16 protein-coding genes and 1 tRNA gene are annotated in these 15,992 nt (G+C 59.3%); 13 read left to right on the plus strand and 4 right to left on the minus strand.

Translation table 11 applies throughout. The features are described from left to right. Window positions 1-35: 35 nt before the first annotated feature. Window positions 36-1,421, minus strand: a complete 1,386-nt coding sequence (locus tag ACI3GR_RS12630) for a cytochrome P450 (protein ID WP_407494995.1) — start codon at window positions 1,419-1,421, stop codon at window positions 36-38. 169 nt (window positions 1,422-1,590) lie between these two features. Here ACI3GR_RS12630 and ACI3GR_RS12635 point away from each other — a divergent pair, with 169 nt between their 5' ends. The 8 genes from ACI3GR_RS12635 (at window position 1,591) to ACI3GR_RS12670 (ending at window position 7,383) form a co-directional block, all read left to right on the plus strand. Then, window positions 1,591-2,181, plus strand: a complete 591-nt coding sequence (locus ACI3GR_RS12635) for a hypothetical protein (protein WP_407494996.1) — start codon at window positions 1,591-1,593, stop codon at window positions 2,179-2,181. Between the two features lie 102 nt (window positions 2,182-2,283). Beyond that, window positions 2,284-3,459 carry an elongation factor Tu gene (tuf, locus tag ACI3GR_RS12640; RefSeq protein WP_407494997.1) on the plus strand — a complete coding sequence of 392 codons (1,176 nt, stop codon included), beginning with the start codon at window positions 2,284-2,286 and terminating at the stop codon, window positions 3,457-3,459. Between the two features lie 204 nt (window positions 3,460-3,663). Beyond that, entirely contained in the window at window positions 3,664-4,341 is a 678-nt protein-coding gene (locus tag ACI3GR_RS12645; protein ID WP_407494999.1) for a CatB-related O-acetyltransferase, read from the plus strand. A gap of 84 nt (window positions 4,342-4,425) precedes the next feature. Continuing rightward, window positions 4,426-5,409 carry a zinc transporter ZntB gene (locus tag ACI3GR_RS12650; RefSeq protein WP_407495001.1) on the plus strand — a complete coding sequence of 328 codons (984 nt, stop codon included), beginning with the start codon at window positions 4,426-4,428 and terminating at the stop codon, window positions 5,407-5,409. Between the two features lie 80 nt (window positions 5,410-5,489). Continuing rightward, a tRNA-Trp gene (locus ACI3GR_RS12655) sits at window positions 5,490-5,565 on the plus strand. A 158-nt stretch (window positions 5,566-5,723) separates the two neighbouring features. Further along, complete coding sequence (gene secE, locus ACI3GR_RS12660; RefSeq protein ID WP_407495002.1) at window positions 5,724-5,915, plus strand: preprotein translocase subunit SecE; 192 nt, start codon at window positions 5,724-5,726, stop codon at window positions 5,913-5,915. 198 nt (window positions 5,916-6,113) lie between these two features. Beyond that, entirely contained in the window at window positions 6,114-6,647 is a 534-nt protein-coding gene (gene nusG, locus ACI3GR_RS12665) for a transcription termination/antitermination protein NusG (RefSeq protein ID WP_407495004.1), read from the plus strand. A 142-nt stretch (window positions 6,648-6,789) separates the two neighbouring features. Beyond that, window positions 6,790-7,383 (plus strand): hypothetical protein, encoded by a 594-nt coding sequence (locus tag ACI3GR_RS12670; protein ID WP_407495005.1) that lies wholly within the window; start codon window positions 6,790-6,792, stop codon window positions 7,381-7,383. 55 nt (window positions 7,384-7,438) lie between these two features. On the opposite strand, the gene ACI3GR_RS12675 is transcribed toward ACI3GR_RS12670, so the two are convergent. Further along, a complete protein-coding gene (locus ACI3GR_RS12675; RefSeq protein ID WP_407495006.1) occupies window positions 7,439-8,014 on the minus strand; it encodes a hypothetical protein in 576 nt (191 codons plus the stop codon). 317 nt (window positions 8,015-8,331) lie between these two features. Here ACI3GR_RS12675 and rplK point away from each other — a divergent pair, with 317 nt between their 5' ends. Together rplK and rplA are read left to right on the plus strand one after the other, a co-directional pair. Then, window positions 8,332-8,757: a 50S ribosomal protein L11 gene (gene rplK, locus ACI3GR_RS12680; protein WP_407495008.1), complete on the plus strand. Its 426-nt coding sequence runs from the start codon at window positions 8,332-8,334 to the stop codon at window positions 8,755-8,757. Window position 8,758: 1 nt separating this feature from the next. After that, window positions 8,759-9,457 (plus strand): 50S ribosomal protein L1, encoded by a 699-nt coding sequence (gene rplA / locus ACI3GR_RS12685; protein WP_407495009.1) that lies wholly within the window; start codon window positions 8,759-8,761, stop codon window positions 9,455-9,457. A 65-nt stretch (window positions 9,458-9,522) separates the two neighbouring features. Here rplA and ACI3GR_RS12690 read toward each other — a convergent pair whose 3' ends face one another. After that, window positions 9,523-10,119: a protein-methionine-sulfoxide reductase heme-binding subunit MsrQ gene (locus ACI3GR_RS12690; protein ID WP_407495011.1), complete on the minus strand. Its 597-nt coding sequence runs from the start codon at window positions 10,117-10,119 to the stop codon at window positions 9,523-9,525. A 133-nt stretch (window positions 10,120-10,252) separates the two neighbouring features. After that, window positions 10,253-10,429, minus strand: a complete 177-nt coding sequence (locus ACI3GR_RS12695; RefSeq protein WP_407495013.1) for a hypothetical protein — start codon at window positions 10,427-10,429, stop codon at window positions 10,253-10,255. Window positions 10,430-10,589: 160 nt separating this feature from the next. Here ACI3GR_RS12695 and rplJ point away from each other — a divergent pair, with 160 nt between their 5' ends. The 3 genes from rplJ (at window position 10,590) to rpoB (ending at window position 15,937) form a co-directional block, all read left to right on the plus strand. Then, window positions 10,590-11,102 (plus strand): 50S ribosomal protein L10, encoded by a 513-nt coding sequence (rplJ, locus tag ACI3GR_RS12700; RefSeq protein WP_407495015.1) that lies wholly within the window; start codon window positions 10,590-10,592, stop codon window positions 11,100-11,102. Window positions 11,103-11,171: 69 nt separating this feature from the next. After that, complete coding sequence (rplL, locus tag ACI3GR_RS12705; RefSeq protein WP_407495017.1) at window positions 11,172-11,555, plus strand: 50S ribosomal protein L7/L12; 384 nt, start codon at window positions 11,172-11,174, stop codon at window positions 11,553-11,555. Between the two features lie 245 nt (window positions 11,556-11,800). Further along, window positions 11,801-15,937, plus strand: coding sequence for a DNA-directed RNA polymerase subunit beta (gene rpoB / locus ACI3GR_RS12710; protein WP_407495572.1), 4,137 nt, complete (start codon window positions 11,801-11,803; stop codon window positions 15,935-15,937). Window positions 15,938-15,992: the final 55 nt, after the last annotated feature.

Below are 15,992 nucleotides of genomic sequence, written 5' to 3' on the forward strand. Positions count from 1 at the left end.
TGTACAAGAACCGGTTAACCAATTTCGCCCTATGATCAGTCGTCTCGGGGTTCTGCGGTCAGCCAGACGCCGCCTTCGGGGCGCGTTGTGATGATCAGCACGGGCTTGGGCGTGCGCCCCCGGACCTGATCAAAGCGGAACCGCGACAAAAGCGTGGACAGGATGATCACGGCCTCTTGGATGGCAAAGCTTGCGCCGATGCAGATGCGCGGACCGTCGCCAAAGGGCAGGTAGGCGTAACGCTCGGGCGTGGTGTTCAGGAACCGGTCGGGATCGAACTGGTCGGGGTTGTCCCACAGCAGTTTATTGCGGTGCAGCACGTAAATCGGGATCATGACCGTATCGCCCGGTTTGATTTCCCGGTCGCAAAGCGTGTCGGCAACCTTCGCCGTCCGAGAGATGATGCCCGCCGGGGGATACAGCCGCAGGGATTCGTCAACGATGGCCCGGATCAACGGCAAGTCTTTGACATCTTCAGCCGTGGCCGCGCGGCCCTGAAGAACGCCGCGTGCCTCTTCTGCCGCACGCTCCTGCACACCCTTGTCGAATGCGCAGAGGTAGAGCGCCCAAGCCAGTGTAAGCGCGGTGGTTTCGTGTCCTGCGACGATGAAGGTCAACAGGTTGTCGCGGATTTCCGGCGTGCTCATCGCCTGTTTGGTTTCCGGGTCGGCGCCCGCCATCAACAGGTCCAAGAGGTCGGGCGGCGATTTCGCTTCGGCCCGGTCGGTGATGGCGGTGTCGGCCATCATCTTCATCTTTTTGACCGCGTTGCCGGAAAACATCCGACCGGGGCGGGGCACCCAGCCGGGCATGCCCGCCATATCCAGCAACGACACGCGACCGGCCACGTCGATGTAATTGTCGATGGCGCGGTGCATGGCATCACGGTCGAACCGCCGTTCGCCGGAAAGCGTCACGTCAGAGATCACTTCGAACGTGGCTTGGACCATGTCGGCGTAGACATCGACCGCGCGCGGCCCGGCGTTGGCGATCCGTCTGGCGCTGGCTTCGGCCGCCATGGTCATCACGGGGCCAAGGGCAGCGACGTTGCGGGCGGAAAAGGCGGGGGCGGCGGCGCGGCGCTGCCAGCGCCAGTGGGCGCCTTCGGCGATGAACAGCGATTCCCCGATGGCGGGGCGCAGCAGGTTCTTGGTGACCACCGACTTCGGGTAATCGTCGACCTTTTCCAACAGGACGCGGCGCAGGGCGGTGGGGTCCATGACCATGTGCCAGCGCACGCCGGTCTTGCCCGATACCATGGGTTGTTTGACGGCCAGTTCCGGAAGGATTTCCAGCAGATTAGACCGCGCGGCTTTCAGGCTGCCGAAAAACCCAAGGGGTTGCGTGGCCAGCGCGGCCTTAACCGGCTCTGCCCGCGGGGTGGCATCGGTGTCTGGGCGGTCGGCTGTGGTGGTGTCCATCTGATCGTCCTTACCGGCGAGGGGCCATATCGTGACTGGGATGCGTTAAAGATAGGTCTGCCATGGCAGTGCGCCAAGCCGGGCGTCGTGATTTGCATGATCCGCGCCCTTGGGCTATGCGGAACAAAATGCGCCGTAAGCGATCTGGCGCGGGATGAAGGGGACCATGATGATCCGTAAATTTGCCGCGCTGGCCCTGATGGCCTTGGCTGTCGCCTGTACCGACGTGTCCGACCTGAACGAAGCGCCTGCCGATCTGGGCGATTTCCGCTTGGGCCATAACGTGGTTGTCGCGTCTAAGATGCGTCAGGCCGCACTGTCGCGTTCAGCCAGTGAAGAGGAATGGGTCGATAGCTTGAAAACTGCGATCGACGAACGGTTTGGCCGCTATGAGGGTGACCGTCTGTACCATCTGGGCGTGTCGGTCGAAGGCTTCTCTATCGCGCCTCCGGGGGTGCCTTTGGTGGCGTCGCCCAAGTCCATCCTGATCATCCGCGTCACTGTCTGGGACGACGCGCTGGGCCGGAAACTGACGGACGAACCGAAGCAGATCACCGTGTTTGAATCGCTGTCGGGCGAAACGCTTGTAGGGTCTGGGCTGACGCAGTCCAAGGAGCAGCAGATGCGCAATCTGTCGCGTAATGCGGCCAAGCTGATCCAGAACTACATGCTGCAAAACCCCGAATGGTTCCCCGGCATCGGTGAGGCCGAGGCGGCCAAGCCCGAAGAGACGGTGGAAGAAGAGGTCGCCGAGGGCTAAGCCCCGGTTCTTTACTTGATTATCCCTCCAGAACCTCTTAAATCGCCGCCGAAGTAAAACCGGGCTTTGGCGGCCCCCCAATTCACGAGGCTCCTGAGGAAGATGGGTAAGGAAAAGTTTGAACGCGGCAAACCGCACTGCAACATCGGCACGATCGGTCACGTTGACCACGGCAAGACGACGCTGACGGCGGCGATCACGAAGTACTTCGGTGACTTCAAAGCCTACGACCAGATCGACGGCGCACCGGAAGAAAAAGCACGCGGCATCACGATCTCCACCGCACACGTGGAATACGAAACCGACGCGCGTCACTACGCCCACGTCGACTGCCCCGGCCACGCCGACTACGTCAAGAACATGATCACCGGTGCTGCCCAGATGGACGGCGCGATCCTGGTTGTGAACGCAGCTGACGGCCCGATGCCCCAGACGCGTGAGCACATCCTGCTGGGCCGCCAGGTGGGTATCCCCGCCATGGTCGTTTTCATGAACAAAGTTGACCAGGTCGACGACGAAGAGCTGCTCGAGCTCGTCGAGATGGAGATCCGTGAACTGCTGTCCGAATACGACTTCCCGGGCGACGATATCCCGATCATCGCGGGGTCCGCTCTGGCAGCCATGGAAGGCCGCGATCCGGAAATCGGCGAAAACAAGATCAAGGAACTGATGGCCGCAGTGGATGAGTACATCCCGCAGCCCGAGCGTGCTGTTGACCAGCCGTTCCTGATGCCGATCGAAGACGTCTTCTCGATCTCTGGTCGTGGTACGGTTGTGACCGGCCGTGTTGAGCGCGGTGTTGTGAACGTTGGTGACGAACTGGAAATCGTCGGCATCAAAGACACGCAGAAAACCACCTGCACGGGCGTTGAAATGTTCCGCAAGCTGCTGGACCGCGGTGAAGCCGGCGACAACATCGGCGCGCTGCTGCGTGGTATCGACCGTGAAGCGGTTGAGCGTGGTCAGGTTCTGTGTAAGCCGGGTTCCGTGAACCCGCACACCAAGTTCGAAGCCGAGGTCTACATCCTGACCAAGGAAGAAGGTGGCCGTCACACGCCGTTCTTCGCGAACTACCGTCCGCAGTTCTACTTCCGTACGACCGACGTGACCGGCACCGTGACCCTGCCTGAGGGTACGGAAATGGTTATGCCCGGCGACAACCTGAAGTTCGTTGTTGAGCTGATCGCCCCGATCGCCATGGAAGACGGCCTGCGCTTCGCCATCCGCGAAGGTGGCCGGACCGTTGGTTCGGGCGTTGTGTCTAAAGTCGTCGAATAATCGACGTCGGTGCGTGGTGGGTGGTAAAGCCACCCTACGCCTACTGAGATTGATAAATACGAAACGCCGCCCTTACCGGGGCGGCGTTTTGCTTTGCCTTGACCCGCTGCGGCGCGGTCACCTAGACAGGCGCCACAACCGATGGAGGGTGCTGTGGAGCAGTAACTGAATTTCCAATTTCAACCGAAATGTCAGGAGATCAGTATGCCCAATGCTTCCAGTGGCGCGTTTTTGAACGCGAACCTCACCCATCCCATCACTCTGCCGGATGGCAGCACCTATCCCAACACCGTCTGGCTGAACAACGTCATCGACCATCCGAATATTCATGTCGGCGCGTTCAGCTATTACAACGATTTTGATCCGGTCAGCGATTATGCCGCGCGGATCGCCCCCTATCTGCATCCCGGCGGGCCAGAGCATCTGTACATCGGGCGCTACGGCCAGTTCGCGCATGGCGTTCGGTTCATCACCTCGTCCGCCAACCACCCACTGGACTGGTTCACCACCTTTCCCTTTGCCGTCTTCGATCACGATCAGATGGAATATTTTGGTGATGAGTTCGCCAAAGGGCAGGACACACGGATCGGCCATGACGTCTGGATTGGCCATAACGCGCTGATCATGCCCGGCGTGACGATTGGCAATGGGGTCATCGTGGGCGCAGGCTCCGTGGTGACGCGGGATGTGCCCGATTGGTCCATCGTGGCGGGCAATCCGGCGCGTGTGATCCGGCGGCGCTTTGACCAGCCGATTTGTGATATGCTGGATCGTCTAACGTGGTGGGACCGCGACCCCGAGGACGTGCGCGAGTTGATCCCTTTGCTGGCCACTCAGGATCAAGATGCGCTTCGCCAGACTTTGGAACACTTGGGCCTCTAAGCGCTGCCTGCGCGGGGCAAAGGTTTCCCCTTTCCCCGCGTAGGCATTGATCTAAACTCAGCGGACGCAACACATAGGACTTCGATGACCGACACGCCACACAGCCCCATTCGTTTCGCCTATGCTCTGTCCGGTCCTTTGGCCGGGCAAAAGCTGGAGGGTGAGGATATCGACCGCACCCTGCGCGAAGACACCTTGGGCTGGGTGCATCTGGCCGCCGATCATGACGGGGCGGAGGAGTGGATCGCGCAGCATATGCCGTATCTGGACGATTCCATCCCAGAGGCGCTGACCGAAGCCGCGACCCGGTCGCGGGCGTCGCGGATCGGACGGGGGGTTCTGGTCGTCTTGCGCGGGCTGAACCTGAACGAGGGCAAAGACCCCGAAGACATGGTTGCCATCCGCATCTGGGCCGAGGCCGAACGCATCGTTACCCTGTCGCGTCAGCGGGTCCGGGCGCTGGAAGACATCGCTGCCGAGATTCAGGCCGGCGACGGACCAGATGGCACCGGAGATTTCCTTGTCCGGCTGGCAGAGCGGTTGAACGCGCGGCTGGAGCCGATGATCGAGGATCTGGACAGCGAAACCGACGCGCTAGAGACTCAGGTGATCGGCACGCCTGATCAGGACATGCGCCACCGGATCGTGTCGATGCGCCTGCAGGTGATCGAGTTGCGTCGCCACATGGCCCCGCAAAGAGAGGCGCTGCAACGGTTGGAGGGGGACGACATCGGGCTGTTGGACGAAAACGACCGTCGGCACATGCGCGAAGCGCGGGAAAAACTGGTGCGGCTGGTCGAAAACCTGGACGAGATGAAGGATTCTCTGGCGGTTCTGCGCGAAGAGCTGTCGGGGCAAATTTCGGACCGGCTGAACCGGCATATGTACATCCTGTCGATCCTGTCGGCGATCTTTCTGCCGCTTGGGTTCCTGACCGGATTGCTGGGGATCAACGTGGGCGGTATGCCCGGCGCGGATAACCCAAATGCCTTCTGGTACGTCTGTGGCGGGCTTGTCGGGGTCGTGCTGGTGCAGCTATGGATCCTGCGGCGGGCGCGGTGGTTGTGACGCTTTGAAAAGGTTGGGCGGAAAGGTGTGAATTCCCGCTTGATCTTGCCCGCTGGCTGCCCTATCCCACGTCACGGCCTAGGGGTATAGCTCAGTTGGTAGAGCATCGGTCTCCAAAACCGAGGGTCGCGGGTTCGAGTCCCTCTGCCCCTGCCAATTTCTTCCGGACATCGCGAAGGGTGCGCAACGCGCAGGCCGCCGGGGCCAAATGGGCCTTGGCATAACGACCTTGAATTCGCCACTTTGATTGGCTATCTCGGCCAGCACATATGACGCCTGATGAGGCGGCCCCATTGACCCGAGGCATAGACCAGATGGCAAATCCAGTTCAGTTCATCAACCAGACCCGCGCTGAGATCTCCAAGATCACTTGGCCGACCCGCCGCGAAGTTCTGCTGACCACCGTCATGGTCTTTATCATGGCTGCGCTGACGGCCGTGTTCTTTGCGCTGGTCGATCTGCTGATCCGGTCTGGCCTTCAGGGCGTGCTAAGCCTCTTTGGTTGACAATTGGCCCGGGGCAGGGCGGCGTTTTAACCTTTGGTGCCTTGCCTTCACGTCACAAACCTTTTAGGTGACGGCTATTCCCCCGACATGACGCGCGACGATTCGAGACGCGCGTCGCTTTGTTTCTGGGGATCGGATGTCAGGAATTTTCTGGCCCTTGGTTAGGCAACAGGGTCAGGCAGGAAGGAACGAAATCAGATGGCGAAGCGGTGGTACTCGGTCAGTGTTCTGTCGAATTTCGAGAAAAAGATCGCCGAGCAGATCCGGACCTCGGTCGAAGAGAACGGCCTTGAGGACGAAATCGAAGAAGTTCTGGTTCCTACAGAAGAGGTGATCGAAGTCCGTCGCGGCAAGAAGGTCACCACCGAACGTCGTTTCATGCCCGGCTATGTGCTGGTGCGGATGGAGATGTCGGACCGCGGCTACCACCTGATCAACTCGATCAACCGCGTCACCGGGTTCCTTGGTCCGCAGGGCCGCCCGATGCCGATGCGCGACGCCGAAGTGGCCGCCATCCTGGGCCGCGTGGCCGAGGGCGAGGAAGCCCCGCGCACGCTGATCCACTTCGAAGTGGGCGAGAAGGTCAAAGTCAACGACGGCCCGTTCGAAGACTTCAGCGGCATGATCGAAGAGGTCGACGACGAAAACCAGCGCCTGAAGGTGTCGGTGTCGATCTTCGGCCGCGAAACCCCGGTGGAGCTGGAATATACGCAGGTTACTAAGCAGGGGTGAGGCTCTGCTGAGGTGAGTTTGGGAAGAGGCGGTCTGAGAGGACCGCCTTTTTTGCGTTTGGGGGGGCGACCAATTGGGTCTGGCGTCGTTTGACCGCCTTGAACCGCTTCAAAGCGGCGGTTCTTTCTGCTAACTGATTTGTATGCAGCACAATACCCTTTACAAATTTCAACGTAATCAGAAGAAGGCTCTGTTTTGGCTCTCGCTGCTGTTTCTTGTTCTTTCTATCGCTTGGTGGGTCGCAGAAATTGCTGGCTGGTTGTTTCCACTTGAGCCACCGGTCGTTTTTGTCGGAGGACTAACAACCCTTGCTGCCATTCACTGGCCTTTCCAAGCCTCAAACATGGACAAGCGCTGCGCTGGAAGGAACACGTTTGCGTACAATACAAACGATGGATTGTTTAATATTGGACAAGGTGAAGTCGAAATAACACTGAAATTTACGAATGCTTCGGATGAGTCGATATACGTCTATTCAGATCCTGAAAATGTTCAACGTGTTGCTATAGCAAAAGGTGTCGGCCAAATAACGGACATCAAGGATGTGAGTGTTTTCGACTATTCCAGCCGACAAATAATTCCAAAAGAAGGTCAGATTGTCTGCCTTGAGAACATTAATGGAAGCTTTGCGTGCATTCATATTCACGACATCAAGGCTGAATCGCATGGTGACGATGTCTCAGAGCTAACCTTCTCTTATGTTATCAATCCCGCAGGCAACACAGACTTCTCTTAGGAGATGTCAGGTTCGTCCGCGTGGCGGCCACTCACTGGCTCATTGGCCAGAGCCCTTACTCCCCATCCCCATGGTTCGCCGCCCAAACCGGACCACCATTGAATAGTGCGAACCGCGCGTCGGACGGGCGTTTGTGCATCAGCCATGTGGCATGAGCGACGGCCTTAGCCGCCATCTCATCCGAAATTGCCAGAGCGGGCTGGCCTTCGACGATGCGGGCGTAAAGCTCCAACCCGCGGGTCGAGATGATGGGGGTGGAGGAATAGCGCATCGGGTAGGTGTCGGCGTTGATGCCCTCGACCAGTCGTAGGGCCAGCGATTTGATCGCGTCGGCGGAGGCCACTTCGGGGTAGATGCGCAGCAGAACGGCGAGGGCGATCCAGAAATCGGTCTGGGGATGTTCGGCAATGTCGGCGAGGGCCTGCATGTCGGTCACGCGGCCTCGGGACCAATGGCGCAGGACCAGAAAGCCCGCCAGATCGTCGTGATCGGCATAGGCAAGGGCCGCCGTCAGAACGTCGGGGCGGTCGTCGGCCAGATAGTTCAGGTATTCCGGCACGTTCACCATGGGAAAGGGCAGGGGGGCCACCATCAGGATGTGGTCGGGGAAGGTGTCTTCCGGGTAGTTCATGGGGCTGCCTTGGTCTTTGGTCGTTACTGCTCGGCGTGCTTAATCAATGGTTAATGCGGCAAGTTCGTGGCAGGGGCGGGGTGATGCGGGGGCATGGGGTGTTCTTTGAACGTGGCCGAGATTGGGCCGCGTTCGGCGCGTTGGCTGGGCGGGCTTGCAATATGGCGTCAGGGGCGTATAAGGCGCCTTCGTCCGCGCGGGGGGATTCCCGGCGCGGGCATCCCCGTGGGAGGCGAGGGTCGCGCGCGATCCAGACCTGACCACATCGACCATATCCTTCGGGACGCGTTCCGAAGGTGTTGAAAAGGAGAAGGCCAATGGCCAAGAAACTTGTGGGCAGCCTCAAGCTGCAAGTGCCTGCCGGTCAGGCAAACCCGTCCCCGCCGGTTGGTCCGGCACTGGGTCAGCGCGGCATCAACATCATGGAATTCTGCAAGGCGTTCAACGCCAAGACGCAGGAGATGGAGCCCGGCGCGCCCTGCCCGACGATCATCACCTATTACCAGGACAAATCCTTCACGATGGAAATCAAGACGCCGCCCGCGTCTTATTACCTGAAGAAGGCTGCCAAGCTGAAATCCGGTGCCAACGCGCCCGGTAAAGAAACGGCTGGCACGGTCACGGTTGCTCAGGTCAAGGAAATCGCGGAAGCGAAGATGAAAGACCTCAACGCGAACGACGTTGACGCAGCCATGCAGATCATTCTGGGTTCGGCCCGCTCTATGGGCATCGAGGTGAAGTAAGATGGGTAAGGTTGGAAAACGTATCGTCGCCGCACGCGAATCTTTCGCGGGCAAAGAAGATCTGACGGTTGAAGAAGCCGTGTCGCTGATCAAAGCCAACGCCAAGACGAAGTTCGACGAAACCGTCGAGATCGCGATGAACCTGGGCGTTGACCCGCGTCATGCTGACCAGATGGTTCGTGGTGTTGTCGGTTTGCCGAACGGCACCGGTAAAGACGTGCGCGTGGCTGTGTTCGCTCGTGGCCCCAAGGCTGACGAAGCAAAAGAAGCTGGTGCAGACATCGTTGGCGCCGAAGACCTGATGGAAACCGTGCAGGGCGGCAAGATCGACTTTGATCGCTGCATTGCAACCCCGGACATGATGCCGATCGTTGGCCGTCTGGGTAAGGTTCTGGGCCCGCGTAACCTGATGCCGAACCCCAAGGTCGGTACGGTGACGATGGATGTTGCAGACGCCGTCAAAGCTGCCAAGGGCGGCGAAGTGCAGTTCAAGGCTGAAAAAGCCGGTGTCGTGCACGCGGGTGTTGGCAAAGTGTCCTTCGACGAAGGCAAGCTGGTCGAAAACGTCCGCGCCTTTGTTGACGCGGTCGCCAAGGCCAAGCCGACGGGCGCCAAAGGGACTTACATCAAGAAGGTTTCCCTGTCGTCCTCCATGGGCCCCGGCGTGACCGTTGCCTTGGACAGCGCGACTGGCAACTGATCCTAGACGGATTTAAGAATTTGAAGCGGCGGGGCAGCGATGTCCCGCCGTTTTTCGTTGACTGCTTAGGCATGCGCAGGACGGGGGCGCAGGGTCCAGTACCAGATCCGGTAGCCTTCCAGCACCACCAGCGGTGCAAAGTGCACGAGTGCCACGGTCGGGTGACCCCAGTCATGCAAACTTGCCCAGTGCAGCAGCGTCAGCACCGCAGACGCGTAGGTGAAGCGCTGTAGCGTTTTCCAATGCCGCCCCATCAGCCGCTGGAAATAATCCATCGAGGTGACGGCCAGCGGGATGAAGACCGCGAAGGCCAGCCAGCCTGTCCAAATATAAAAGCGGGGCAATTCGCCGGCGATCCGATCAAGCGTGGATTTGTCGATCACGTAAAAGATCGTGTGCAGGGCGGCGTAGCCAAATGCCGCAACGCCAAGGTAGCGGCGGTTGCGCATCAGCCAGCGGGGCCAGGACTTGCCTTTGAATAGCAGGGTCAGCGGGGTGATCATCAGCGTCAGGATCAGGACGCGCGCGGCCCATTCCCCGGTCGGGTGCACAAGGATGTGGATGCTGCGGGCGTTGTCGGAAGTGGTGGCGGTCCAGATCCAATAAAGCGCGGGCGCGGTCAGAAGCGCCCATAGCCAGTAGGGTGTCTTGCGGGTGGTCATCGGGGGCTCCTTCTGCTGTGGGTTCAGTCCTGATACGGGGCGCTCCGATGTTTCCGTCGCGATCGTCAGCAAAAAGCATGGAAACCACTGGGCGCATTTTTTGCTGCACCTGCGTGCGTTTTGTGTTAATTATTCAGGGTCTACGAATAACTTCGGGATCGCCTTGGGGCAGATCACGAATGTTTTGACGATGTGAGGCGAATTTTGACTTCACATTCGTTTCCGGATTCTCTACACCGCGCACTTGTCGCAATGCCCCGGGTTCGGGGTGTTCGGCGATTCGTCCGAGATGGAGGGTGGAGAAATCCATAATTCCTTCCTGAGACGGGAAAGACCCAGATTTCTTCGGTCGCTCAGTCGAGCCCCGGGGCGATGATTTGGACGGACCCGTAAGGACCCGCATAGTCGGGGCTTTCGTCCCGGCTGAACTGAGCCGGAGGGTCTGACCCTCCACTACTTGGAGTGAAACTGTGGATAGAGCCCAGAAAGAGAAAGTGGTCGAGGAACTCGGCCAGATCTTTGAAAGCTCTGGCGTTGTTGTGGTTGCCCACTACACCGGTCTCACGGTTGCAGAGATGCAGACACTGCGCGCAAAGGCTGCTGAAGCCGATGCAAGCGTCCGCGTCGCCAAGAACAGGCTCGCCAAAATCGCCCTGGACGGAAAGCCTTGCGAAAGCATTGGCTCGCTCCTGACAGGCATGACCGTTCTGACCTATTCCGAGGACCCTGTCGCAGCCGCGAAAGTGGCCGAGGGCTTTGCCAAGGAAAACTCGAAATTCGAGATCCTCGGCGGTGCGATGGGTGAGAACGCTCTGGACCGCGCCGGTGTTGAAGCCGTGTCGAAAATGCCGTCCCGCGAGGAGCTTATCGCTACCATCGCTGGCATGCTTGGCGCACCCGCTTCGAATATCGCCGGGGCCATTGGCGCACCTGCTTCGAATATCGCCTCCATCCTGTCCACGATCGAGGACAAGGCGGCGTAAGCAACCATTGAGTCGGCGTAGGGTTGAACACCTTAACGTTGGAACACATCTAAATACGGAAACAGTAAAATGGCTGATCTGAAGAAACTGGCTGAAGAGATCGTTGGTCTGACGCTTCTCGAAGCACAAGAACTGAAAACCATCCTGAAAGACGAGTACGGCATCGAGCCCGCAGCTGGCGGCGCAGTGATGATGGCCGGCCCGGCAGCTGGCGGCGACGCTGGCGCAGCAGCAGAAGAAAAGGACGAATTCGACGTCATCCTGAAATCTGCTGGCGCGTCCAAAATCAACGTCATCAAAGAAGTCCGCGGCATCACCGGTCTGGGCCTGAAAGAAGCCAAAGAGCTGGTGGAAGCCGGCGGCAAGGCTGTCAAAGAAGGCGCATCCAAAGCGGAAGCCGAAGAGATCAAAGCCAAGCTGGAAGCAGCTGGCGCAGAGATCGAACTCAAGTAATCCGGTCCGGGCATTGCGCCCGGCCAAGGATTTCAAGGCTGGACCCGGCAAAATCCGGGTTCAGCCGAACCTGTCTTAGAGAGAGCTTTTGCGAAAGCTCTGCCTAAGGCGCGGTTCAGCGGATCGGGAGGTCACCATACGGGAGGTGGCTAAGAATGGATCCGAACCCCCTGTTTCGAAAAGGGCGCGATGCTGAGGCCCGGCAGCAGTCGTTCCCCGATGTGAAACGAAAGGTGACTTACGTCATGGCTCAGACCTTCCTCGGTCAGAAACGTCTTCGGAAATATTACGGTAAAATCCGTGAAGTTCTTGAAATGCCGAACCTTATTGAGGTTCAAAAAGCGTCCTACGATCTGTTCCTGAAATCTGGCGACCAGCTGGATCCCATGGACGGAGAAGGCATCATGGGTGTCTTCCAGTCGGTTTTCCCGATCAAGGACTTCAACGAAAACTCGATCCTCGAGTTCGTTAAGTACGAGCTGGAAAAGCCCAAGTACGACGTTGAGGAATGTCAGCAGCGCGACATGACCTATTCGGCCCCGCTGAAGGTCACGCTGCGCCTGATCGTGTTTGATGTCGACGAAGACACTGGCGCGAAGTCCGTGAAGGACATCAAGGAACAAGACGTTTTCATGGGCGACATGCCCCTGATGACTCCGAACGGGACGTTCATCGTGAACGGCACCGAACGTGTGATCGTGTCTCAGATGCACCGCTCTCCGGGCGTGTTCTTCGACCACGACAAAGGCAAAACCCACTCTTCGGGCAAACTGCTGTTCGCCTGCCGCATCATCCCGTACCGCGGTAGCTGGCTGGACTTTGAGTTTGACGCCAAAGACATCGTGTTCGCGCGTATCGACCGTCGCCGCAAACTGCCTGTCACGACCCTGCTGTACGCACTGGGTCTGGACCAGGAAGGCATCATGGATGCCTATTACGACACCGTGGATTACACGCTGCGTAAAGGTCAGGGCTGGGTCACCAAATTCTTCCCGGAACGTGTTCGCGGCACCCGCCCGACCTACGATCTGGTTGACGCCGACAGCGGCGAAGTGATCGCCGAGGCCGGCAAGAAGGTCACGCCGCGCGCGGTGAAGAAGCTGATCGACGAAGGCAACGTCAAGAACCTGCTGGTCCCTTACGACCGCATTCTGGGCAAGTTCGTCGCCAAGGACATCATCAACGAAGAAACCGGCGCGATCTATGTCGAAGCGGGTGATGAGCTGACGCTGGAATACAACAAGGACGGTGAAGTCACTGGTGGGTCCCTGCAAGAGCTGATCGACGCAGGCATCACCGATATCCCGGTTCTGGACATCGATAACGTGTCCGTCGGTCCGTACATGCGCAACACCATGGCGCAGGACAAGAACATGGACCGCAACAGCGCGCTGATGGACATCTACCGCGTTATGCGTCCGGGTGAGCCGCCGACCGTCGAAGCGGCGTCGGCCCTGTTCGACACGCTGTTCTTCGACAGCGAGCGTTACGACCTGTCCGCCGTTGGCCGTGTAAAGATGAACATGCGTCTGGCACTGGATGCCGAAGACACCGTTCGTACCCTGCGCAAGGAAGACATCGTCGCCTGTATCAAGGCGCTGGTTGAACTGCGTGACGGCAAGGGCGACATCGACGACATCGACCACCTTGGTAACCGTCGTGTCCGCTCCGTTGGCGAACTGATGGAAAACCAGTACCGCGTCGGTCTGCTGCGCATGGAGCGCGCGATCAAAGAGCGTATGTCGAGCGTCGAGATCGACACCGTCATGCCGCAGGACCTGATCAACGCGAAACCGGCGGCTGCGGCTGTGCGTGAATTCTTCGGCTCTTCGCAGCTGTCGCAGTTCATGGACCAGACGAACCCGCTGTCCGAAGTGACGCACAAGCGTCGTCTGTCGGCGCTTGGGCCGGGCGGTCTGACCCGCGAACGTGCTGGCTTTGAGGTCCGCGACGTTCACCCGACCCACTATGGCCGGATGTGCCCGATTGAAACGCCGGAAGGCCCGAACATCGGTCTGATCAACAGCCTCGCGACCTTTGCCCGCGTGAACAAGTACGGTTTCATCGAAACGCCTTATCGTAAGGTCGAAAACGGTCAGGTTACGGACGAAGTCAAATACATGTCCGCGACCGAAGAAATGCGTCACACCGTGGCGCAGGCCAACGCGAACCTGGATGAAAACGGCAAGTTCGTGAACGAGCTGGTGAACACCCGTCAGTCGGGTGAATACACGCTTGCCCCGAACGAGTCGGTCGACCTGATCGACGTGTCGCCGAAACAGTTGGTGTCGGTTGCGGCATCGCTGATCCCGTTCCTTGAAAACGACGACGCTAACCGCGCCCTGATGGGTTCGAACATGCAACGTCAGGCGGTTCCGCTTCTGCGGGCCGAGGCGCCGCTGGTCGGCACCGGGATCGAAGAAATCGTGGCCCGTGACTCTGGCGCGGCGATCATGGCGAAACGCGCCGGTGTCATCGACCAAGTCGATGCGCAGCGTATCGTTGTGCGCGCGACTGAAGATCTGGAACTGGGCGACGCTGGCGTGGACATTTACCGTCTGCGTAAATTCCAGCGGTCGAACCAGAACACGACGATCAACCAGAAGCCGCTGGTCAAGGTGGGTGACACCGTGGTCAAGGGCGAGGTGATCGCCGATGGTCCGTCGACGGATATGGGTGAACTGGCCCTTGGTAAGAACGTGGTCGTCGCGTTCATGCCGTGGAACGGTTACAACTACGAAGACTCGATCCTGATCTCCGAGCGGATCGCGCGTGATGACGTCTTTACCTCGATCCACATCGAGGAATTTGAAGTCGCCGCCCGTGATACCAAGCTGGGGCCGGAAGAAATCACTCGCGACATTCCGAACGTCGGTGAAGAAGCGCTGCGCAACCTCGACGAGGCGGGCATCGTTTACATCGGTGCGGACGTGGAGCCGGGCGATATTCTGGTCGGTAAGATCACGCCGAAGGGTGAAAGCCCGATGACGCCGGAAGAAAAGCTGCTGCGCGCCATCTTTGGTGAAAAGGCATCTGACGTCCGTGACACTTCGCTTCGTGTGAAGCCGGGCGATTACGGTACGGTTGTCGAGGTTCGCGTGTTCAACCGCCACGGCGTCGAAAAGGACGAACGTGCCCTGCAGATCGAGCGTGAGGAAATCGCGCGTCTGGGCCGTGACCGTGACGACGAGCTGGCGATCCTGGATCGTAACATCTATGCCCGTCTGCGTGACCTGATCATCGGCAAAACCGCTGTGAAGGGTCCGAAGGGCGTCAAGGCGAACTCGACCATCGACGAAGACCTGCTGGCCTCGCTGCCTCGGTCGCATTGGTGGCAGCTGGCGCTGGCCGAGGATCAGGATGCTCAGGTCGTTGAGGCCCTGAACGAGCAGTACGAGATCCAGAAGCGCGCGCTTGATGCACGGTTCGAAGACAAGGTCGAAAAGGTCCGTCGCGGCGACGATCTGCCCCCGGGCGTGATGAAGATGGTCAAAGTCTTCATCGCCGTGAAGCGTAAGCTTCAGCCGGGCGATAAGATGGCCGGTCGTCACGGGAACAAGGGTGTTATTTCCCGCGTGGTTCCGATGGAAGACATGCCGTTCCTCGAAGACGGGACGCCTGTCGACTTCTGTCTGAACCCTTTGGGTGTGCCGTCGCGTATGAACGTTGGTCAGATCCTTGAAACCCACATGGGCTGGGCCGCACGCGGTCTGGGTATCCAAGTAGACGATGCACTGGGTGAATACCGCCGTTCCGGCGATCTGACCCCGGTCAAGGATGCGCTGAAGATCGTTTATGGCGACGACGTCTATGAAGAAGGCTTTGCCGACATGGACGAAACCCTGATGGTCGAAGCGGCAACCAACGTGACCCGCGGTGTTCCGATCGCCACGCCCGTCTTTGACGGTGCGAAAGAGGCGGACGTGAACGACGCGCTGGCACGTGCTGGCTTTGATACCTCGGGTCAGTCGGTGCTGTACGATGGCCGGACCGGCGAGCAATTCTCGCGCAAGGTCACGGTTGGCGTGAAGTACCTGCTGAAGCTGCACCACCTTGTGGACGACAAGATCCACGCCCGTTCGACCGGGCCGTACTCGCTCGTTACTCAGCAGCCGCTGGGTGGTAAGGCGCAGTTCGGTGGTCAGCGCTTCGGGGAAATGGAGGTCTGGGCTCTGGAAGCTTACGGCGCCGCCTACACCCTGCAGGAAATGCTGACGGTCAAGTCGGACGACGTGGCTGGCCGGACGAAGGTCTATGAATCGATCGTCAAGGGCGAGGACAACTTCGAAGCGGGCGTTCCCGAGAGCTTTAACGTTCTCGTGAAAGAAGTCCGTGGCCTCGGCCTGAACATGGAACTCCTGGACGCGGAGGGAGAGGAATAAGGCGCATGCCTTTGGGCGATCTTCGGATCGCCCGCCCTCATCCTTCCCGCCCTGT

It is taken from the genome of Pseudooceanicola aestuariicola (genome assembly GCF_045763785.1).
GTDB lineage: Bacteria > Pseudomonadota > Alphaproteobacteria > Rhodobacterales > Rhodobacteraceae > Pseudooceanicola.